At 28.9% G+C, this 20,340-nt stretch carries 19 protein-coding genes and 1 pseudogene; 9 read left to right on the forward strand and 11 right to left on the reverse strand.

Features of this window, described 5'->3' with window-relative positions:
• The first annotated feature begins 48 nt into the window (after positions 1–48).
• The 6 genes and pseudogenes from rho (at position 49) to AC5SLN_RS06685 (ending at position 7,042) form a co-directional block, all read left to right on the forward strand.
• Positions 49–1,317 (forward strand): transcription termination factor Rho, encoded by a 1,269-nt coding sequence (gene rho / locus AC5SLN_RS06660; RefSeq protein ID WP_494593365.1) that lies wholly within the window; start codon positions 49–51, stop codon positions 1,315–1,317.
• A 65-nt stretch (positions 1,318–1,382) separates the two neighbouring features.
• Positions 1,383–2,714 carry a tRNA uridine-5-carboxymethylaminomethyl(34) synthesis GTPase MnmE gene (mnmE, locus tag AC5SLN_RS06665; protein WP_494593367.1) on the forward strand — a complete coding sequence of 444 codons (1,332 nt, stop codon included), beginning with the start codon at positions 1,383–1,385 and terminating at the stop codon, positions 2,712–2,714.
• Positions 2,715–2,879: 165 nt separating this feature from the next.
• The gene (gene mnmG, locus AC5SLN_RS06670) at positions 2,880–4,751 is read left to right on the forward strand and encodes a tRNA uridine-5-carboxymethylaminomethyl(34) synthesis enzyme MnmG (protein ID WP_494593369.1); all 1,872 of its coding nucleotides are present in this window, start codon (positions 2,880–2,882) and stop codon (positions 4,749–4,751) included.
• Positions 4,751–5,391: pseudogene (locus AC5SLN_RS06675) on the forward strand (16S rRNA (guanine(527)-N(7))-methyltransferase RsmG). Before mnmG ends, AC5SLN_RS06675 begins: the two are co-directional and overlap by 1 nt.
• Positions 5,392–5,399: 8 nt before the next feature.
• Complete coding sequence (locus tag AC5SLN_RS06680) at positions 5,400–6,194, forward strand: ParA family protein (protein WP_494593371.1); 795 nt, start codon at positions 5,400–5,402, stop codon at positions 6,192–6,194.
• Positions 6,194–7,042: a ParB/RepB/Spo0J family partition protein gene (locus AC5SLN_RS06685; protein ID WP_494593372.1), complete on the forward strand. Its 849-nt coding sequence runs from the start codon at positions 6,194–6,196 to the stop codon at positions 7,040–7,042. Before AC5SLN_RS06680 ends, AC5SLN_RS06685 begins: the two co-directional genes overlap by 1 nt.
• On the opposite strand, the gene holA is transcribed toward AC5SLN_RS06685, so the two are convergent.
• The 4 genes from holA to AC5SLN_RS06705 are packed head-to-tail and all read right to left on the reverse strand — an operon-like array spanning position 7,032 to position 11,657.
• A complete protein-coding gene (holA, locus tag AC5SLN_RS06690; protein ID WP_494593374.1) occupies positions 7,032–8,027 on the reverse strand; it encodes a DNA polymerase III subunit delta in 996 nt (331 codons plus the stop codon). The two genes, AC5SLN_RS06685 and holA, sit on opposite strands and share 11 nt — an antisense overlap.
• Before the next feature lie 3 nt (positions 8,028–8,030).
• On the reverse strand, positions 8,031–8,483 hold the full coding sequence (locus AC5SLN_RS06695) for a hypothetical protein (protein ID WP_494593376.1): 453 nt from the start codon (positions 8,481–8,483) through the stop codon (positions 8,031–8,033).
• The gene (gene leuS, locus AC5SLN_RS06700; protein ID WP_494593377.1) at positions 8,483–11,038 is read right to left on the reverse strand and encodes a leucine--tRNA ligase; all 2,556 of its coding nucleotides are present in this window, start codon (positions 11,036–11,038) and stop codon (positions 8,483–8,485) included. Before leuS ends, AC5SLN_RS06695 begins: the two co-directional genes overlap by 1 nt.
• Before the next feature lie 46 nt (positions 11,039–11,084).
• Positions 11,085–11,657: a DUF3576 domain-containing protein gene (locus tag AC5SLN_RS06705; protein WP_494593379.1), complete on the reverse strand. Its 573-nt coding sequence runs from the start codon at positions 11,655–11,657 to the stop codon at positions 11,085–11,087.
• Positions 11,658–11,831: 174 nt separating this feature from the next.
• Between AC5SLN_RS06705 and AC5SLN_RS06710 the strand changes: the two genes are divergently transcribed.
• Positions 11,832–12,863 carry a porin gene (locus tag AC5SLN_RS06710; RefSeq protein ID WP_494593381.1) on the forward strand — a complete coding sequence of 344 codons (1,032 nt, stop codon included), beginning with the start codon at positions 11,832–11,834 and terminating at the stop codon, positions 12,861–12,863.
• A 59-nt stretch (positions 12,864–12,922) separates the two neighbouring features.
• On the opposite strand, the gene AC5SLN_RS06715 is transcribed toward AC5SLN_RS06710, so the two are convergent.
• Entirely contained in the window at positions 12,923–14,473 is a 1,551-nt protein-coding gene (locus tag AC5SLN_RS06715) for a tetratricopeptide repeat-containing sulfotransferase family protein (RefSeq protein WP_494593383.1), read from the reverse strand.
• 9 nt (positions 14,474–14,482) lie between these two features.
• Positions 14,483–15,031 (reverse strand): thiamine phosphate synthase, encoded by a 549-nt coding sequence (locus AC5SLN_RS06720; RefSeq protein ID WP_494593385.1) that lies wholly within the window; start codon positions 15,029–15,031, stop codon positions 14,483–14,485.
• Here AC5SLN_RS06720 and AC5SLN_RS06725 point away from each other — a divergent pair.
• A complete protein-coding gene (locus tag AC5SLN_RS06725; RefSeq protein WP_494593387.1) occupies positions 15,026–15,688 on the forward strand; it encodes a YggS family pyridoxal phosphate-dependent enzyme in 663 nt (220 codons plus the stop codon). The two genes, AC5SLN_RS06720 and AC5SLN_RS06725, sit on opposite strands and share 6 nt — an antisense overlap.
• On the opposite strand, the gene AC5SLN_RS06730 is transcribed toward AC5SLN_RS06725, so the two are convergent.
• On the reverse strand, positions 15,685–16,173 hold the full coding sequence (locus tag AC5SLN_RS06730; RefSeq protein WP_494593389.1) for a L,D-transpeptidase family protein: 489 nt from the start codon (positions 16,171–16,173) through the stop codon (positions 15,685–15,687). The genes AC5SLN_RS06725 and AC5SLN_RS06730 overlap by 4 nt on opposite strands.
• Positions 16,174–16,193: 20 nt before the next feature.
• Between AC5SLN_RS06730 and AC5SLN_RS06735 the strand changes: the two genes are divergently transcribed.
• Positions 16,194–16,775, forward strand: a complete 582-nt coding sequence (locus tag AC5SLN_RS06735) for a helix-turn-helix domain-containing protein (protein WP_494593391.1) — start codon at positions 16,194–16,196, stop codon at positions 16,773–16,775.
• A gap of 6 nt (positions 16,776–16,781) precedes the next feature.
• On the opposite strand, the gene AC5SLN_RS06740 is transcribed toward AC5SLN_RS06735, so the two are convergent.
• The 4 genes from AC5SLN_RS06740 to dnaJ are packed head-to-tail and all read right to left on the reverse strand — an operon-like array spanning position 16,782 to position 20,309.
• The gene (locus AC5SLN_RS06740; protein WP_494593393.1) at positions 16,782–17,711 is read right to left on the reverse strand and encodes an adenosine kinase; all 930 of its coding nucleotides are present in this window, start codon (positions 17,709–17,711) and stop codon (positions 16,782–16,784) included.
• Between the two features lies 1 nt (position 17,712).
• The gene (gene nth, locus AC5SLN_RS06745; protein WP_494593395.1) at positions 17,713–18,366 is read right to left on the reverse strand and encodes an endonuclease III; all 654 of its coding nucleotides are present in this window, start codon (positions 18,364–18,366) and stop codon (positions 17,713–17,715) included.
• A complete protein-coding gene (gene dapB, locus AC5SLN_RS06750) occupies positions 18,366–19,142 on the reverse strand; it encodes a 4-hydroxy-tetrahydrodipicolinate reductase (protein ID WP_494593397.1) in 777 nt (258 codons plus the stop codon). Before dapB ends, nth begins: the two co-directional genes overlap by 1 nt.
• Before the next feature lie 36 nt (positions 19,143–19,178).
• Positions 19,179–20,309 (reverse strand): molecular chaperone DnaJ, encoded by a 1,131-nt coding sequence (dnaJ, locus tag AC5SLN_RS06755; RefSeq protein WP_494593399.1) that lies wholly within the window; start codon positions 20,307–20,309, stop codon positions 19,179–19,181.
• Positions 20,310–20,340: the final 31 nt, after the last annotated feature.

Raw genomic sequence — 20,340 nt, forward strand, 5'->3', positions numbered from 1 at the left:
AGTATATATATTCAATTCTCCCAATAACCTTAACCACAATCCCTCAACATGAATATTCAAGAACTAAAACTAAAATCATCTGAACAATTAATAGCTCAAGCAGAAAAGCTTGGGATTGAAAATGCTAGCACACTTAGAAAGCAAGAAATTTTATTTGCTATACTAAAAAAAGTTGCAGAAAAAGAGGAGATAACTGGAGCTGGAGTTTTACAATTATTACAAGATGGGTTTGGTTTTTTAAGAGCAATGGAATCAAATTATTTAGCTGGACCAGATGATATTTATGTTAGCCCAAGTCAGATTAGAAAATTTGGTTTAAGAACAGGAGACACTGTCGAAGGTCCTGTTAGAGCGCCCAAAGAGGGGGAAAGATATTTTGCGTTATTACAAGTAGAAAAAATAAATTTTGAAGAACCAGAAAAAGCTCGTCACAAAATTGCATTTGACAATTTAACTCCACTCTATCCAAATAAACAAATGGTGATGGAAGTTGAGACAACCAAGATTGAAAAAAAACCAGATTTAACTCCAAGATTAATTGACCTTGTGAGCCCTATCGGAAAAGGTCAAAGATCAATAATTATATCTCCTCCTAAAGCGGGTAAGACAATGATTTTACAAAGTATTGCAAACTCAATTGCAAAAAACTATCCAGCAAGTTATTTGATGGTTTTATTGATTGATGAAAGACCAGAAGAAGTAACGGATATGAAAAGAACGGTTAAGGGTGAGGTTATCAGTTCTACTTTTGATGAGCCTGCATCAAGACACGTTGCTGTAGCTGAAATGGTAATTGAAAAAGCAAAAAGATTAACCGAGCATAAAAAAGATGTAGTAATTTTATTAGATTCAATCACAAGATTGGGTAGAGCTTATAATGCTGTAATACCTAGCTCTGGAAAAGTATTAACAGGTGGAGTTGACGCGAACGCACTTCAAAGACCAAAAAGATTTTTTGGTGCTGCAAGAAATATTGAAGAAGGTGGATCTTTAACAATCATCTCAACGGCATTGATTGATACTGGTTCAAGAATGGATGAAGTAATTTTTGAAGAATTTAAAGGAACCGGAAATAGTGAAACAGTTTTGGATAGAAAAATTGCTGAAAGAAGAATTTATCCAGCAATTGATATAACTAAATCTGGAACAAGAAGAGAAGAATTATTGTTTGATAAAGACGACCTTTCAAAAATGAACGTGTTAAGAAGAATTATCAGTCCGATGGGAACAATGGATGCTATTGAATTTATTAATTCAAAACTTAAAGAAACAAAAAGCAATGCAGATTTCTTTAGCTCAATGAATAAACCAGCTTAGTAAAAATTTACTACCAATTGATTTAAAGTTTTACAGAACTACAAAATTGAAGCTATAATATTAGCATGACAATTTATGCTCTCTCCACTGGCCCAGGAATTTCTGGAATAGCAATTGTTAGGGTTTCTGGAGAAGACACCAAGAAAGTAATAAAGCTATTAACAAATGCAGAGCTTCCTAAGCCAAGAGTTGCTACATTAAGAAAAATCAATAAAATCAACACTTCTGAGCTTATTGATGAGGGTATAATATTGTGGTTTCCTGGCCCTGAGAGCTACACAGGTGAGGATATGGCTGAATTTCATATACATGGTAGCAAGGCAGTAATTGATGCCCTACACCACTCTATTTCAAAAATTGAAAATTGCCGTTTAGCCGAAGCAGGTGAATTCACAAAACTTGCATTTCAAAATGGAAAAATAAATTTGCTGAAAGCAGAAAGTATTGCAGACTTAATTTCTGCAGAAACTGAAATCCAAAGACAACAAGCAATAAAAATTATGAATGGAAATTCTGCAGATAAGTTTAATGAGTTAAGAGAAAAACTTTTAAAAATTTTATCACACGTTGAAGCAAAAATAGATTTTCCAGATGAAGACCTTCCTGAAGATATTTTGAAAAATATTAAAAAAATTTCTAATGAAGTAATTTTAAATATTAAAAAAATTTTAGATGATCAAAAGGTTGGAGAAAGAATTAGAGAAGGTTTCAAGATTGCAATCATAGGACCAACCAACGCTGGAAAGTCTAGCTTACTAAATCACCTTTCTAATCGAGATGTAGCAATCGTTTCAGAAATAGCCGGAACAACAAGAGATGTAATTGAGACTCATTTAAATATTGATGGTTATCCAGTTGTTGTTTCTGATACTGCAGGAATTAGAGATTCTAAAAATGAAATAGAAAAAAAAGGAATAAAATTAGCACTTGATAAAGCAGAAAATGCAGACTTAAAGTTAATTGTTATAGACGCTAAAAGCATTGATTTTAAAGGTGTTTTGAAGGAATTGATGGACGAAAATGCAATACTAGTGATTAATAAATCAGATCTTCTAAATAAAGATTTAAATTCTGAAATAAAAAATTATGAACATGTTTTAATTTCTGTAAAAAATAATCTCAATTTAGAAGATTTAATTTTAAAGATTAAAAATAAGTTAAAAAATAAATTTATCACAAGTGAGGATATTTTAATTACTCGTGAAAGGCACAGACAACATCTTGAACAAAGCTTAAATTATTTGAAAAACTTTGAAGAAAAAAATGAAGCAGAAGATTTTGATAAAGCTGCAGAAGATCTTCGTTTAGCAACACGACATTTAGGAATGATAGTTGGAAAAGTAGATGTTGAAGAGATATTAGGTAGTATTTTCAATGATTTTTGCATTGGCAAATAATCAACATTTAAGGGGTTTTTTAGCCTATTTTCTCTATTTTAGTTGATAGCTATAAGTAAATCTTCAATTTTAATCATAAAAACGTAGCCTTAATTAACTTAAGAAATATTTATTAAAAAAATACTGTCTGCTTGTAAATATTTATATCAGTTATAAATTTAACTTATGAAAAATGATTTATCATTTGAGGTAGTAGTTATTGGAGGAGGACATGCTGGTTGTGAAGCTGCTGCAGCGTCTGCTCGTCTTGGTGTTAACACTGCCCTATTTACACACAAAATTGAGACCATAGGAGAGATGTCTTGTAACCCAGCGATAGGTGGTCTCGGCAAAGGTCACCTTGTTAGAGAGATAGATGCTTTAGACGGTGTGATGGGAGAGGTTGCTGATAAATCAGGCATACAATTTAGATTATTAAATAGAAGCAGAGGGCCAGCAGTACAAGGACCTAGAACTCAATCAGACAGATCACTATATCGTAAATATATGCAAGAAAAATTACTAAACTATTGTAATTTAAGCATTTTTGCTGATCCAGTAATAAAATTTATTTTTAATAAAAACATTATAAGTGGTTTTGAAACAAAGTCAGGTAAAAAAATTTTATGTGGTAAGTTAATCTTAACAACGGGCACATTTTTGAATGGTTTGATTCATATTGGTGATGAAAGAACACCAGCTGGAAGATTTAATGAGAAGCCTTCAACAGGATTAAGTGAACAACTTGAAAAATATGATTTTAAAATAGGAAGACTTAAGACAGGAACACCACCAAGGCTTGATGCTAGAACAATTAAGTATGATAATTTAGAAGAACAGTTTGCAGATGAAGATCCTTACTTTTTTTCTTTCTTAACAAAAAAAAATTTAAACAAACAAATTTCATGTCGGATGACTTATACGAATGAAAAAGTTCATAAGATAATCCAAAAAAATTTAAAAAGAAGCGCGATGTATTCAGGTAGTATACAGGGGGTTGGCCCAAGATACTGTCCTTCAATAGAGGATAAGATAGTAAAGTTTGCAGATAAGGACCGTCATCAGATATATTTAGAGCCTGAGGGCCTGAATGACCACACAATATACCCAAATGGAATATCTACTTCACTACCTGAAGATGTTCAGCAAGAAATTTGTAACAATATCAATGGTTTAGAAAATGTTGAGATAATTAGACCAGGTTATGCCATAGAATATGACTATATTGACCCTAGAGAACTATTTTTAACTCTTGAAACTAAAAAAATTCAAAATTTATATCTTGCTGGACAAATAAATGGGACGACTGGTTATGAAGAAGCTGCAGCTCAAGGATTAATTGCTGGAATTAATGCTGCGTTATCATTTAAGAAAGAAGAGCCATTTATTTTAGATAGGTCAGATGCATACATCGGAGTTATGATAGATGATTTGGTAACAAAGGGTGTTGCAGAGCCTTACAGAATGTTCACTTCAAGAGCAGAATACAGATTAAGTCTCAGAGCAGATAATGCCGATCAAAGGTTAACAAATAAAGGAATTAAAATTGGATTAATATCAAAACAAAGAGAAGATATTTTTAAAGATAAAGAACATAAATTAGGGATAATATCCAAAATAATGTCTGAATCTTCAATATCTCCAACAAAAATAAACAATTTTGATATTAAAATTGCAAAAGATGGTATTATAAGGAAATCTAATGAAATATTAACTCAAAAAGGTGTTAATATGAAAAAAATAAGAGAAATTTGGCCTGAAATTCCTTATTTTGATAAAAAAATAGACGAGCAAATTGAAATAAATGCTCATTACAGAGGCTATCTTAAAAAACAAAAAGCAGATATATTAGCATTTAAAAGAGACGAAAATTTAGTTATACCTGAAAATGTTAATTATGATGATCTTTCTGGACTATCAAATGAGGTAAAAGCCAAATTTAAACAAATAAAACCAAAAACTATGGGACAAGCACTGAGAATTGATGGAATAACGCCAGCTGCCGTATATATTTTGTTGTCACATGTAAAAAGAAAGTCTATTAAGCTAATAGCTTAATGGAAGAAATTTTTAAAAATTATCAACTACTAAAAAACCAAAATGTTCCACGTGAAATATTATTTGAGTTTGATCTATTTATATCTATGCTTCAGGAAGAAAATGAAAAAATTAATATAATAAGTAAAGAAACAGCTAAAAATAAGGTTATTAGAGAGCGTCATATAATAGATTCAGCACAAATTATTGAATTTGTTGATTTAAATAGTAATATTATAACAGATATAGGTTCAGGTGGAGGTTTGCCAGGTATAATTATATCAATTATGATTAAAAATCAAAAAAATTTAGCTAAAGTTCATTTATACGAAAAAAGTCACCATAAAAGCTCTTTTTTAAGAAAAGTATCTAGAGATTTAAAATTAAATACTGAAGTTATGCAAGAAAATATTTTTGAAGCAGAAAATTTAGACACGGGTACAATAATGGCAAGAGCTTTTAAACCTTTACCAATAATTTTAGATTTAGTTTATAAAAATTTTAGCAGCTATAAAAATTTAATTGTATTCATGGGAAAAAATGGAAAAAAAGTTTTAGAAGAAACTTTAATGAATTGGGATTTTGATTTTGAAAAAAAAAAAGTATTACGAGCGAGGATTCATTTTTATTAAATATAAAAAACATTAAAAAAAAAAATTAAAAAACTAAATGCAAATTATTTCTGTCATAAATCAAAAGGGTGGGGTTGGAAAAACAACAACAGTAATTAATCTTGCAGCAGGTTTAGCGCAACAAGAGAAAAAAGTTTTAGTAATCGACCTTGATCCACAAGGAAACGCTACTACGGGTCTTGGTCTTTCCAATTTAGAAGGCTCGACAGATACTATTTATGGGGTGCTAAATGGAACAAGAGTCATTTCTGATGTGATTAGAAAAACTGAGTTTAAAAATTTAGATATTATCACTTCGAATGTAGATTTATCTGGGCTTGAGGTTGAGACAGCTGATGATAGCATGAGAGCATTTATTTTAAAACGCGAATTAACCGCTTATTTAAATGATTCTAGAACAACTTATGATTATGTGCTTATAGACTGTCCGCCATCACTAAGCTTGCTTACAGTCATGGCGCTAGTGTCTTCTCACTCACTATTAGTGCCGTTACAGACCGAATTTTTTGCTTTGGAGGGTTTAACCCAGCTGATGAAAACCATAGAACGGATAAAAGTTAATTTAAATCCTGAATTAAAAATTAGAGGCATACTTTTAACAATGTTTGATAAAAGAAATAAGCTATCCACACAAGTTGAAAAAGAAGCAAGAGACTATTTTAATGAAAAAGTTTATCTAACAGTGATCCCAAGAAATGTTAGACTGTCCGAGGCACCGTCCCATGGCATGCCAGTTTTAATGTATGATAAATCTTGTCCAGGTAGTAAATCATATTTTAACTTTACAGATGAATTTATTAATCAAGAACAAAAAATAGGGAGCACCGCATAATGGATGCAAATAAAATAAAAAAAGGCCTAGGTAGAGGTTTGTCATCTTTAATAGGTGAAATAAAAGCAGAAATAAATATCAAAAAAGTTTCGATATCTGATCTTGTAAGTAATAAATTTCAGCCAAGAAAAACATTTGATGAGGAAAGTTTACAAGATTTAACTAACTCAATAAAAGAGAGGGGTATTATTCAGCCAATTATTGTCAGAAAGTCTAGTGAAGATAACTCAAAGTATGAGATAATTGCAGGTGAGAGAAGGTGGTTGTCAGCACAAAAAGCAGGGCTACACGAAGTTCCAGTGGTTATAACGAACGTAGACGATTTAAAATCTTTAGAATTTGCAATTATTGAAAATGTTCAAAGAAATGATTTAAATGTAATAGAAGAAGCACAGGGTTACCAGCGTCTTATTGAAGAGTTTTCATATGATCAAGAAAAAGTAGCGCAATTTATTGGAAAAAGTAGAAGCCATATTGCTAATTATTTGAGGTTACTCAACCTTCCAAAAGCAGTTTTAAAGTTAATTCAAACGCAAAAATTATCAGCAGGACATGCAAAAATTTTAGTAGGTCTGGATAATGCAGAGTTTGTTGCAAATAAAATAATTGAAAAAAATCTCTCAGTTAGACGGTCAGAAAATTTTGTTAAAATATTTAAAACTAAAAAGCACTCTCTTAAAACATCTAAGGATATTAACCTACAAGTCTTGGAGAACTCAATTAGAGAAAAAATTGGTCTTAATGTTTTAATTAAAAATAAAAAAAATAATTCAGGATCTTTATTATTAGAATATAAAGATCTAGATCAGTTGAATAAAATAATTGAAATTATAAAATCTAATTATTAGTTTTTTTTGAATTATTAATTATAAAATCTGCCAATATATTTTTTGCAAGCGCTGAGTTTTTTTTAACTAAAAGTTCAATTTCATTAGTTTTATAAATTAACTGTTCTAATCCATCTTTTTTCCAAGACCTTATTTGTTGAATAACAAGAGGTTTGTCTTTCCAAAAAATTGGTGGTTTACAAGCAGAAATTGCTTGTTCAATATTATTTTTTTCATCAACTAATTCATAAATTTTAACTAGTCTTTTTAGTTTAGCTAATAATGTTCTAATAATTATGATATTATCTTCGTCTGAATAGTTGTTTTCACCTAAAATAGTGACTGTTTTCCTAGTATTTTTAGCTAATGAGTGATCTACGAGTTCTGAAGCACTATAATTGTCTGCAAGGTTAGTTAACTTAATTATTTCTTGAATGTTCAAATTTTTTTTATTTAATGAAAAATTTTCAATCTTTTCTAATTCATTATTTAGATTTTTTCTATCACCCCTGCTTCTTTCTACTAAAACGTTAATTAATTGCTGAGATATTGGGATTTTTTTATTTCTAAAAAAAAGACTAATAATTGAGTTTAAAGTTTGATTATTATCTTCATAAAACGGGATGCATACAATTGATTTTTGTTTTTCGAAGAGTTTTCGTAAAGTTGATTTTTTTTCTAGATTTTTTGAATTTAAAATAAATTGAATATCTTCAGTTTTCTTTTCTATTAACTCTTCAATGATCTCTCTAATTTTGTCTGATACTCTATTTATGATTATAAGCTTTTCGTTATCAAAAAATGACTTTGTAAAAACATTATTATAAAAATCATCTATATTGTCTAATATTTCTTTCTCCTCATACCTATGAATTTTATTTTGATATTTTTTTAAAAAAAAATTTTTGATAGTATCTTCTTTTAAACCCTCATTATCTCCATAAAAAAGATAAAAATTATAATTTTCTAATTTTAATTTATTTAGTTCAAATGATTTTAAAATCATCTCCTATGTCCTTAAATAAATAAAAATCTTTTCTGATATTTCATTAATTAAATTTATTTCAATATTTTTTTGGTATTGAGAAAGATCAAATTTACTTTCAGTATTATTATAAGTAAAACTTGAATAAAATTCTTTTTGTTTAATGATCGTGTCATCATCGGTAAGAGAAAAATTTACTATAATAGAGGATCTATAGACTGAGGGATTTCCAGTTTTGTCCTTTGAAATAACATCTATCTTTTTTGAGCTTTTTAATATTAAGGCGTATTCAGAAGTTGAGTTTTTATACTCTTTGATTCCTAAAGAAGACACAATCATTTTATTTATTTTTTGATCTCCATTAAGAGTGATGATATTTATTTGCTGCTTTAAATCATTTTTTTTTAGATAAAGAGGCTCATAACCACAACTCCAAAAAAAACAAAGTAATAATAATAAAGTAATTTTTTTTAACATTATTTTAAAATTAAGTTTATTAATTTATCCTTTATAAAGATAGTTTTAATAATAATTTTTTCTTCTATAAATCTTTGTAGTTCTTTTGTTTTTTTAACTTCTTCAATTAAATCTGACTCTTTAATATTTTTTTGCATTAAAATTAAACCTCTTTTTTTTCCATTAATTTGTATAACTATCTTGCACAGATTACTTTGAAGATATCTATCTTTAATTTCAGGCCATGAGTAATTTTTATTAGTGGTAATTTCTTCCAGACATTCGCTTGCAAGATGTGGTGTAATAGGAAGCATTATAGTTAGAATTTTTATATAGTTAGCAATTAAGTTCTTATTAAACGACTTCTCCTCTAATAATTTATTAAAAAAAGTATAGATTTCATGTAAATTTGCGATGATAACATTATAGCTAAACTTATTTAAGCTAACGTTAATTTTATTTATTGTTTGATTGGTAAACTCTTCTATAGATTCACTAAAAATTTGACCTTCTTTTTGTGGCTGCTGAGAACTAAGAACTATTTTTTTATGCAATATCCAAAATTTTTGTATGAATTTGTATGATGCAATCATTCCTTGGTCTGACCATTGTACATCCTTTTCTGGTGGACTGTCAGATAGGATAAATAATCTAACTGCATCCGCTCCATAATCTTTAATCATTTGTTCTGGATCAATGGTATTTTTTTTTGATTTAGACATTGATTCTGAGGGACCAACTTTTACTTTTTCTGATGTATTAATTTTACTAAAAAATTCTTTTCCATTTTCAGTGAAAACTTCATCAGGGCTTAACCATTTATTATTTTGATCTTTATACGTTTCATGACAAACCATTCCTTGAGTAAATAAACCTTTAAATGGTTCTTTAACTTTAATTTTATCAATTTTATAATCTAGTGCTCTTGTAAAAAATCGTGAATATAAAAGATGTAATATAGCATGTTCGACCCCACCTATATACTGATCAACAGGCATCCAATAATTAACTTCATCTATATCAAAACCTAAATCTTCATTTTTAGATGAACAAAATCTTAAAAAATACCAGGAGGAATCCACAAACGTATCAAGCGTATCCGTTTCTAACATGCATTCCTCATCATCAATAATAATTTTCTTCCAATTTTCTTGATGATCTAATGGATTGCCATTGGTATTAAGGTTTATGTTTTCAGGTAATTTAATTGGGAGTTTTTCTAAAGGAACTTTAATAATTTCCTTATTTTTTTTGTAAGCAATTGGAATGGGGCAACCCCAATATCGTTGTCTAGAAACTCCCCAGTCTTTTAATCTAAAATTTATTTTTTTTTTTCCTATTTTTCTCTCTTCTAATATTTTAATAGTTTCTATAATTGATTGTTCAGGAACTTTTAAGCCATCTAAAAATTTAGAGTTAAAGATAACTCCTGGCCCTGTATAAGCTTCTTTTGAAACTTTAAAATCATTTCCTTTATCATTAGGTTTAACTACAGAAATGACATCTAAATTATATTTTAAAGCAAAATCTAAATCTCTCTGGTCATGTGCTGGACAGCCAAATACTGCTCCAAAGCCATAATCCATTAAAACAAAGTTTGCAAAATAAACAGGCACTTGTTTAGTTTCATCAATTGGGTTTATTGCAGTTAAATTAGTTTTAAATCCAATTTTTTCAGCTTGTGCGATAGATTCTTCAGTCGTACCTGTTTTTGAACAAACGGCTTTAAAATTAATAAATTCTTCATTATTTTCATATAGTTTTGATATTGGATGATCAACTGATACAGCTAAAAATGAAAAACCAAATAAAGTATCTGGTCTAGTTGTAAAGCAGCTAATGCTTTTAACGTTTGGATTACCCTCAACTTTAAAATCTATTTCACAACCAAAAGATTTACCAATCCAATTCTTTTGCATAACTTTTACTTTATTAGGCCACTCATTAAGTTGATCGAGACCTTGCAGTAGATCATCTGAAAATTTAGATATATTAAAAAACCATTGACTAAGTTTTTTCCTTTCAACAGGAGCTCCTGATCTCCAACCTTTTCCATCAATTACTTGTTCATTTGCAAGAACTGTTTGATCAACTGGATCCCAATTAACATAATTTTCTTTTCTATAAACTAAGCCTTTATCATAAAGTTCCAAAAAAAATTGTTGTTGATGTTTATAATAATCAGGGGAACAAGTAGATATTTCTCTATCCCAATCGATTGAAAGTCCTAACTTTTTAAGCTGAGCCTTCATTGTAAAAATATTTTTTTCAGTCCAATCTTTAGGATCTAAATTATTTTGTCGAGCTGCATTTTCAGCAGGCATACCAAATGAGTCCCAACCCATTGGATGCAGAACATTATAACCCTGAAGAGATTTATATCGAGCCAGAACATCACCAATAGTATAATTTCTTACATGACCCATATGAATTTTCCCAGATGGGTAGGGAAACATTTCCAAGCAATAAAACTTTTTTTTACCTTCAATTATTTCTGCTCTGAATGTTTTGTTTTCAAGCCAATAATTTTGCCATTTCTCTTCTACAACTTTAAAATTATATCTTTCAGGATCCATATATAAAATGGTTTAATCTATTAAATAATAAATCAATTTAAATTACTTAAAATTTTTTTCCAGGGATTTTGTAATCTCCAGTTTCTTCTTTTATTGTTGCAACGTCATTATTTTTAATTTGTGCTGCTTTTTTTAAAATTTCGAATTTTATTTCACTATTTAAATTATTTTCAATTTTAGTAATTTTACAATTATTTTGAGTGCTACAAACTTTTTTATGAATAATAACATTAATAGCATCAGATCTTATTTCGTTTGTTAAAAATCTAATAGTAATTTTAATTTGTTCATTGGAAGTCTCGTTGCTGAACCAATCAGTCACAATTATTCCACCTGCATAATCAACATTGTTTAAAGGAGCAAAATTTAATTTTTCTAAAGAAGCCCGCCATAATGGATTTGAGGACGCAAATTGAAATTTACCAGAACCACGGTTTCCAACATTGCCAATTTTAAAACCTCTGCCTTCTTTAACATTTTTTACTATTCTATCATTAGCATTTGTTGGAATTTCTCTAGCATCAGTTTTTCTGTATATTCCACAAGAATTAAGCGTTAGCGAAAATGTGATTAAAATTAAAATTGAAATTATGTTTTTGAATTGTAAAATTTTGTTCATTGGTACAAATAAGGTTTTTAGTTAATTAACACTTTTCAAGAAAATTGCTTGAAAAAATAAGCAAAATAGTCATAAAAAATGTGATATTTATGCAACAAATAGCTAAAAAATTGTTAAAAAATAATAAAAAACAGCAAATTTTTAAATTTAAGTATATTTATTATGCATTCATTAATGAAAACAATAACAAAAGGAATAAACATGAATGATATGAAAAAAATAGGATTAACAGCATTAGCTGGTTCTCTTGTTGCATTCTCAGCTAACGCTGCAGAAATGACAGTAAGTGGTGCTACGTTGTTAACTTACACTTCAGAAGACACTACAGAAGTAACTGGTAACCCGTTTGGTATGAAAACTAACCTAGCATTTACTGCTTCAGGTGAAGTTAACGGAATGACTGTTTCTTACTACCAAGCATCAAAAGATCAATTTGCTGGTATGTCATCAGCTAGATTATCAATTGATATGGGTGATATGGGAACTTTAGCATTTGACCAAGGTTCTGGATCAGGATTAGCTACAATCGATGATAAAACACCGACTGCTGCTGAAGAAATCTGGGATGGTTTAGATACAGATGGAACTAGTGGAGCTAATGGTTTAGTTGGTGCAGCTGGTAATACAGGTGTATTTAACTACATTAACACTTTTGGTGGAGTAACATTTAATGGTGCTGCAAGAAAAGGTTCAGGAACTGCTAACTCTGATGGATCATCATCAGCTGCTGGTGGAAGTGCTTGGGACTTTGCATTAACTACTGACGGTTCAATGTTAGGTATCGATGGCTTAGCACTAGGTGCTGGTTATGGTGAAAGAATAACTGGAACAGAAGCTGATTCTACACCAGGTGGTGACGATGAGCATATGACTGCTTTCGCTAACTACTCAATGGGACCAGTAACTTTTGGTTACCAAGTATCAAACATTGATAAAGGTGGAGTTGCTGCAGTTGACCAAGAAGTTGCAGCATGGGGATTAGCGTTTAACGTAAACGAAAATCTTTCAGTATCTTACGGTGAAAGAGATGTTACTTTCAAAAATCCTTCAGCAGCTGATGTTGAAGAGTCTGGAGAAGGTATCGCTATAGCTTACACTATGGGTTCAATGAAAATTGCTGGAAACAGAAATGAAGTTTCTAACAATGACAACTCTGCTGGAACAAATGACGAAATGACAGAAATTGCTGTTTCTTTCGCATTCTAATACAGTTTAAAAATTATAGAAAAAGCCCCAATTTATTGGGGCTTTTTTTTGTTTAAAATTTAAATTAGTTTGTTTAAATCAGTAAGATAAGGCGCAAACTTTTCAAAAGAATTTTTTGAACTTCTATAAATTGGCTTTCTAGCTTGTGCAGTACTTAATGTCTTAATTGGAGTTTTGTTGTTATAAAATTTCAAACAACTCTCCTCCCAATCTAGATCACAAAATTTTATCATTTTTTTAATTTCATTTTCCGGATCTTCAATAATTTTTTCATATCGAGCATCATAGATTGAATTGGGAAATTTTTCTTTCCAAAATCTCATAAGATCTAAATAAAGATTATAATATGTACCAAGCTCTTTTTGATTATATCCAAAATCTAATCCCCCCTCAAAGAAATTTTTAAAAATTGATAGACAGTTATCTTTTGGATCTCTTGAGCAATGTATAATTTTAGAATTAGGAAAAAGTATTTTAATAAAGCCAATCCATCTAAAATTTAATGGAGCTTTATCAGTTATAAAAGGCTCAGATGCGTTAAATCTTTTTAAAAAATCATGATAATCAGCTCTTAATTCATTAACAAATTCTTCATTTGAAAATAAATTGGATATATTTTCTTCAGATAAATCGTCATTCATCATAAGCTTAGTCTTGACTATTCTAGAGAGCTGAGGAAGTTCTCCTGCCCCAAAAACACATGAATGAGAGGTTATTATTTGCTCAGTTAAAGAAGTGCCAGATCTTGGCATCCCAAGAATAAATATTATTTTTTTTTTATTTATTGTGTCAGTAATATTTGTGTCAAATTTAGCTTTTGAAAAAATATTTTTTAATTGATCAAAAAAATTAGTTTCATTATTGATATTAAAGTTTAATGATTTTCTACGTATTGTATTAGCTAAATCCAAATTGTTGAATGATTTTTCAATTAAACCCATATCTTCCTCTGCTTTTGCAAGGGCAAAAAATAAATTTGTTTTTTGGTCATCATTTAATATTAGATTATCTTTTTTAGAATTCATTTCTTCGTAATGTGAATCTTTAACTTGATATTTTTTTGACTGAGAAATTAACATGTCAGCTTGAGTAAATTTTGGTTCTATTTCAAGAGTTTTTTTTGCATAATCAATTGCAAGTTCAAATTTACCCAAACCCTGATATGCAAGAGCTAAAGAATATAGAACAGCTGGAATTTGTGAATTTATCTTTAAAGCTTTGTTGTATAGATCTATAGCAAATTCAAAATCGTTATTATCTCGTTTAAGATTACCATAATTAACATAGGCATTAATGTAATCAGGTTTCTTTTCAATTATTTTTTTGAATAAATCTTCAGATTGTTCAATTTCACCAATATTTTTGTAAACATTGGCTAAATTATTCATGATTGCTATATTGTTTGGATCCATTTTATAACCTTTGAGAAAAGTCTCTTGAGCTAGTTTTAGATCACCAATACTTTGATAGGAAGATCCTAAAATATTGTATAAAATTAAATATTCAGGAATTTTTTTAATAAGCTTTTTTGTCTTACTGATTAAGATATCATATTTAGCACTATTAAATAAATTTAGTAAAATTTTAATTTCATTTTCAATATTATTCATTGTTATTTTTTATATATTATTATGATTAATGAAATAAGAAATTCCTGCAAAACCATAGTTTTTTAACAAATTTAGTTTGTTAACATTTAATTGATTAATCCCACCTAGGGCAACCACTCTTATATTTGTCTTTGCTGCAAGCAGATTAAATTTTATAGGGCCTAAAAATTTTTTACTTTTATTAATTTTAAATATAGGTGATAAAAAAATTAATTTTACACCTTGTTGTTCTTTTATTTTTATTTCTTGTACAGAATGTGCAGAGCCAATAATAATAAAATCTTTTTTGAAATTACTTTTATTAAAATTTATACTTTTATTAAATGATGGCAAATACACACCATCCAAATTAAGTTTTATTGCTAATTTTAAATTGTTGGATAAGAAAAAATTTCTACCTTGTTTTTGACAAGCTCTTTTGATGTTAAGAATTAACCCCTCATTATATTCTGTTTCGTAATTTCTAAAAATTATTGCAACTTTTTTTGGTAATTTTCTGATATGATTTTCATCATATGTATTAATAAAAAAATATAATTTAGGTAACTTGCTATGCATAAAAGTGTTTACAATTTAATTCAGATTGAGAAAGAAATACAATCAAATATTATAAATTTTGAAGCGCCTGTTAAATCACGAAAAATTATTGCTGTAAGTAAAACACATTCTATGGCAAGTATATTACCATTGATAAATCATGGACATTTAGATTTTGGTGAAAATAAAGTACAAGAAGCAATAGATAAATGGAGTGATATAAAAAATAAAAAGAATAGTATAAAACTTCATTTAATTGGAAGACTTCAAACTAATAAAGTTAAATTTGCTTTAAAAATATTTGATTATATTCATTCATTGGATAGTGAAAAATTAGCTAATAAAATTTCTGATGAACAAATCAAACAAGGAAAAAAACCCAAGATATTTATTCAAGTTAATATTGGTAATGAAGATCAAAAATCTGGAATAAATAAAGAAAGATTGGATGATTTTTATAAATTTTGTAAGAACTTGAATTTAGATATTATTGGCACAATGTGCATTCCACCAAACAACGGAAATACAGAAAAATTTTTCTTTGAGATGAGCAAAGTAAACCAAAAGTTAAATTTTACAGAATTAAGTATGGGCATGTCAGGAGATTACTTGGAGGCAATTAAAAACAGCGCAACATATGTCAGAGTAGGTTCAAAAATATTTGGTAACAGAACTTAACCTATTTTGATTTTAGTTTTTTGATCAATTAATTTTAACAATATTTCAAAATCTTTTTTTATTAAAGCAACACATCCTGCTGTGGGTTTGTAATTGTTTGTTAAATGAATAAACACAGCACTTCCTTTGCCTGGTATTTTTCTTTCATTGTGACTAATTGAAATTATATAATCGTACTTATGATCTTTTCTGTGTAGATTTTCTTTAAGTCTTTTATTCTGAGTTTTAATTTCTTCATTATATTTTTTGTGGTTTAGATCATCACACCAAGCCATATTTTTTTTTATATTTTTTTTATAGATTTTGCACTTTGGAATACCAACACGATCTTTTCTAAAATATAATTTTCTTAATTTAAATAATCCTTTAGGAGTTGAATGATCACCTTCTTTTTTGTTAGAACTTATGCCATTTTTTCCAATACAGCACCTTAATTTAAAATCATCAATTTTAAGAGTGTTTTTATTTGGTACATGAATTATCATAGATAATATTAAATATAATTATGCAAAATGTTTTTATTATAAATTTTAATTCATTATATGAAATTTTAGATGAGATAAAAGAAAATTTATCTTTCAAAATTATAAAATTTGAGAATAAGAAATATTTTAAAAAGAAACTTGATCTAAATAAAATAGATTGTTTGGTAATTTCAAAAACTGATCATAAATTATTACTAAATGATAATATAACTGATAAAAATTTTTTAGATTTAAATAATTTGCCCTTATCTTTAAAAAAATTATTAGAGTTAATCAATATTAAATTAATCAAATTAAAATTCAACCAACAGTCCAATGTTATTATTAAAGGCTATGAATTAAATTTAAATTCTAAATTTTTTTCTAAAGGTAACTTAAATTTAAAGTTAACAGAAAAAGAAATTGAAATTATTTTATATTTAAATAATAAAAAAATTAAACACAATGTTGCAGATTTACAAAAAAATATATGGGGTTACTCAGCAGATATGGAAACCCATACTGTAGAAACACATATATATAGATTGCGAAAAAAAATAAGCGATTTATTTGACGATGAAAAATTTATATTAAGCCATAAAAATGGCTATTTTATTGACTAAAATAGCTTAATCTAGTCTAGCGCCAACTTTTTGGATTATCTTTGAAGACATCTCAGTTCCTTTTTCGAGACATTCTTTTGATGAAAAATCATTAATTAGTCCATGAAGAAAACCAGCTGCAAAGAGGTCTCCTGCACCTGTTAAGTCTACAATCTTTAAATCAGGTTTACTTTGACACTCTGCAATTTCTTTATTTTTGATAGCAATGCTTCCTTTTTCACCACGTGTGACGATTAAAAGTTTTCCTAGTTGTTTTCCAAATTCAATAACATCTTCAAAGCTTTTAGCATCAATTAATGCTCTGATTTCTTGTTCATTGGCAAAGGTAATATCAAGTTTATTTTTAACTAAATCTAAAAAGTCACTTTTATGTCTCTCCACACAAAATTGATCTGATAAAGACATTGCTTTAGTATTAGAGAGTGACATCGCCTTATCGAAGGCAGTCTTTGGTTCTCCCTCATCCCATAAATATCCTTCTAAAAATATCATTTCGCTTTCTTTTACAGCTTTTTCATTAATATCATTTTGGTTAATTTTTCCTGCAATTCCTAAAAACGTAACCATAGTTCTTTCTGCATCAGGCGTGATCAAGATTAAACAAGTTCCAGTTGGTGAAACTTCCTCTTTTTTATTATAAAAATATTGAACTTTTTCTTTAGTCAGACCTTCTTCATATTTTTTTCCCAATTCATCAGCATTAATCTTACCCACAAACCCAACATCATTTCCCAATTGAGACAGGCCAACAATAGAATTTGCAACAGATCCACCAGAAACTGTTTCTTCAATTTTAAGAGTTGATAAAAGTTTTTTAAACTCACTTTCATCAACTAGTTTCATTGTGCTTTTTGTTAATTGATTATTTATCAAATATTGATCGTCAACTTTGCAAATAACATCAACAATTGCATTACCAATTCCTAGTATTTTCATATTAAGCTTTTTTTATTTTAACTGGATTTCTTCGATTAGGATAACAAGTCGTACAAATTTTACAAGTCAAACCATGACACTCTCTGGCTTTACAAAACTCTCTTCCATAATAAATTATTTGTAAGTGTAATTTATTCCATGTTTTTTCTGGAAATATTCTTTTTAAATCGTTTTCTGTTTGAATAACATTTTTACCATTTGTTAAGCCCCATCTTTGAGCTAATCGATGTATGTGAGTATCAACTGCAAAGGCTGGAACCCCAAAACCTTGAGACATAACCACACTTGCTGTTTTATGGCCTACACCGGGCAGTTTTTCGAGCTCTTCAAAGCTTTTGGGCACTTTGCCTCCATGCTTTTCTAGAAGCTGTTTAGACATTAAATAAATACTTTTTGCTTTAACTCGAAAAAGACCAATACTTTTAATTAATTTTTCTATTCGTTTTTTTCCTAATTTTACAAAATGCTCAGGCTTATTATATTTTGGATATATATTTCTAGTTACATTGTTAACATTTAGATCAGTACATTGTGCTGATAAAAGAACCGACATTAAGAGAGTAAAGTTACTAGTATGATCTAGGGGAATAGGGGTTGTTGGATAAAGTTTATTTAAAATTTTTAGTATTTTTTTAGCTTTTTCTTTTTCATCCATTATTTAAAGTTCAATAAATCTCTCATTGAATAAAGTCCTGGTTTTTTATTAATTAACCATTTTGCAGCAGTTAGAGCTCCATCTGAGTAAAGTGCTCTATCAAAAGCCTCATGATTTAATTTTATTATTTCTTTTCCACTAGAAAATGTAACTTCATGTTCACCAATAATTTCACCTTTTCTAATCGAATTGAAATTAATTTTTTTTCCATAAGGAAAAGATTTTTTATTTAAAAAATTTTTTCCAATTATATTGTAAAGGTTTTTATTTTTCCCATCTGCAATTCCTTTTCCAAGCATTAAGGCTGTTCCTGATGGGTAATCTTTTTTGTGTTTGTGATGAACTTCAAAAACTTTGCTTAAATATTCTTCATTTAATGACTTTGAGGCAATTTCAGTTAAATACATTAATAAGTTAACACCAAGGCTCATATTCCCAGCTTTTAAAATTGGAATGGTTTTAGAAAATTTTTTAATCAAGGCCTCTTCTTTTCGATTAAATCCTGTTGTTCCAATTACTACCCTTTTTTTTAATTTTGAGGCAATTTTTAAAATCTCTAAAGTACAGTTTGGGACTGTAAAATCTATTATTACATCAGTTTTTTTAAAAGTTTGTTCGGTGTTTATATCAAGCTTGATGCCAGCAATTTTTTTACTGATAGCCTTATTTTCTGTTAGAGCAGTTAGTTTAAAGTTATTGTTATTTTTTGAAGATTTAATAAGCTGTTGACCCATTCTCCCTAGACAGCCAGAAATAGCTAAATTAATTTTTTTCATCTAGCAAAATATTAACCTTTTTTAGTTAATTAGTCTTTAGTTTTTCCAAAAACTTTTTGCTTTTTGAAAGAATTGTTTGATACTTGGATTGGACTTTTCGTTTTCAATTTCTCTAAATTTTTCAAGTAACTCTTTTTGTTCTTTATTTAAAGAAATAGGAACTTCAGTATTTACTTGGACATAAAGGTCTCCATTTCCACTACCTCTCATATAAGGCATGCCTTTACCTTTTAGTCTAAATTGTTTTCCATTTTGCGTTCCATCAGGTATTTTAATTTTAGCTTTTCCACCATCAATTGTTGGTATCTCTATTGTGGTTCCTAAAGCTGCATCAGCAATGGATATAGGAAATTCAAAGAATAAGTTTTCATCAGACCTTTTAAATAAATCATGTGAATGAACATTTACAAAAAGATAAAGATCACCATTTGCTCCACCTTTGGATCCTGCTTCACCTTTGCCAGCTAATCTTATCCTAGTTCCATCATCGACACCTTTAGGTATTGTAACTGATATTTTTTTGGAGGCTTGTTTGTTACCTTGACCATTACAATCTGTACATGGATTTGTTATTTCTTCACCAGAACCAGCACACTGAGGACAAGTTTGTTGAACAGTAAAAAAACCTTGGTTAGATCTTACTTTTCCATTTCCACCGCAAACCGTACATCTGTCTGGAGAATGACCAGGTTTAGAACCATTACCTCTACAAGTATTACATTTTTCTGTAGTTGAGAATTTTATATCTTGTTTTTTACCCTCATATGCTTCTTCAAGGGTAATAGATAAATCATATCGAAGATCAGAACCTCTATTATTAGTTTTTCTTCTTCCCCTTGATTGTCCACCACCAAAATCTCCAAAAAAATCTTCAAATATATCTGAAAAATCGGCCCCACCAAAACCACCACCAAAGCCTCCTCCTTGTCTGCCCCCACCACCCTCAAAAGCAGCGTGGCCAAAGTTATCGTAGTTTTGTTTTTTTTCTTTATCTGAAAGGATGCCGTAAGCTTCACCAGCTTCTTTAAATTTATCTTCTGAGGCTTTATCACCTGGGTTTTTGTCTGGGTGATATTTTACAGCTAATTTACGGTAAGCAGATTTTAATTCTTCAGGGCTTGCACTTTTGCTAACCCCTAAGACGTCATAAAAATCTCTTTTAGCCATAAGTTACTTTAAGATGATAGTTGTTGTAAGT

The organism is Candidatus Pelagibacter sp. PS_31, assembly GCF_059417865.1.

What these genes read in the sequence shown, in the direction of transcription:
- rho (WP_494593365.1), top strand. Translation starts at nt 49, where the DNA reads ATGAATATTCAAGAACTAAAACTAAAATCATCTGAACAATTAATAGCT.
- mnmE (WP_494593367.1), top strand. Translation starts at nt 1,383, where the DNA reads ATGACAATTTATGCTCTCTCCACTGGCCCAGGAATTTCTGGAATAGCA.
- mnmG (WP_494593369.1), top strand. Translation starts at nt 2,880, where the DNA reads ATGAAAAATGATTTATCATTTGAGGTAGTAGTTATTGGAGGAGGACAT.
- AC5SLN_RS06680 (WP_494593371.1), top strand. Translation starts at nt 5,400, where the DNA reads ATGCAAATTATTTCTGTCATAAATCAAAAGGGTGGGGTTGGAAAAACA.
- AC5SLN_RS06685 (WP_494593372.1), top strand. Translation starts at nt 6,194, where the DNA reads ATGGATGCAAATAAAATAAAAAAAGGCCTAGGTAGAGGTTTGTCATCT.
- holA (WP_494593374.1), bottom strand. Translation starts at nt 8,027, where the DNA reads ATGATTTTAAAATCATTTGAACTAAATAAATTAAAATTAGAAAATTAT.
- AC5SLN_RS06695 (WP_494593376.1), bottom strand. Translation starts at nt 8,483, where the DNA reads ATGTTAAAAAAAATTACTTTATTATTATTACTTTGTTTTTTTTGGAGT.
- leuS (WP_494593377.1), bottom strand. Translation starts at nt 11,038, where the DNA reads ATGGATCCTGAAAGATATAATTTTAAAGTTGTAGAAGAGAAATGGCAA.
- AC5SLN_RS06705 (WP_494593379.1), bottom strand. Translation starts at nt 11,657, where the DNA reads ATGAACAAAATTTTACAATTCAAAAACATAATTTCAATTTTAATTTTA.
- AC5SLN_RS06710 (WP_494593381.1), top strand. Translation starts at nt 11,832, where the DNA reads ATGAAAACAATAACAAAAGGAATAAACATGAATGATATGAAAAAAATA.
- AC5SLN_RS06715 (WP_494593383.1), bottom strand. Translation starts at nt 14,473, where the DNA reads ATGAATAATATTGAAAATGAAATTAAAATTTTACTAAATTTATTTAAT.
- AC5SLN_RS06725 (WP_494593387.1), top strand. Translation starts at nt 15,026, where the DNA reads ATGCATAAAAGTGTTTACAATTTAATTCAGATTGAGAAAGAAATACAA.
- AC5SLN_RS06720 (WP_494593385.1), bottom strand. Translation starts at nt 15,031, where the DNA reads ATGCATAGCAAGTTACCTAAATTATATTTTTTTATTAATACATATGAT.
- AC5SLN_RS06730 (WP_494593389.1), bottom strand. Translation starts at nt 16,173, where the DNA reads ATGATAATTCATGTACCAAATAAAAACACTCTTAAAATTGATGATTTT.
- AC5SLN_RS06735 (WP_494593391.1), top strand. Translation starts at nt 16,194, where the DNA reads ATGCAAAATGTTTTTATTATAAATTTTAATTCATTATATGAAATTTTA.
- AC5SLN_RS06740 (WP_494593393.1), bottom strand. Translation starts at nt 17,711, where the DNA reads ATGAAAATACTAGGAATTGGTAATGCAATTGTTGATGTTATTTGCAAA.
- nth (WP_494593395.1), bottom strand. Translation starts at nt 18,366, where the DNA reads ATGGATGAAAAAGAAAAAGCTAAAAAAATACTAAAAATTTTAAATAAA.
- dapB (WP_494593397.1), bottom strand. Translation starts at nt 19,142, where the DNA reads ATGAAAAAAATTAATTTAGCTATTTCTGGCTGTCTAGGGAGAATGGGT.
- dnaJ (WP_494593399.1), bottom strand. Translation starts at nt 20,309, where the DNA reads ATGGCTAAAAGAGATTTTTATGACGTCTTAGGGGTTAGCAAAAGTGCA.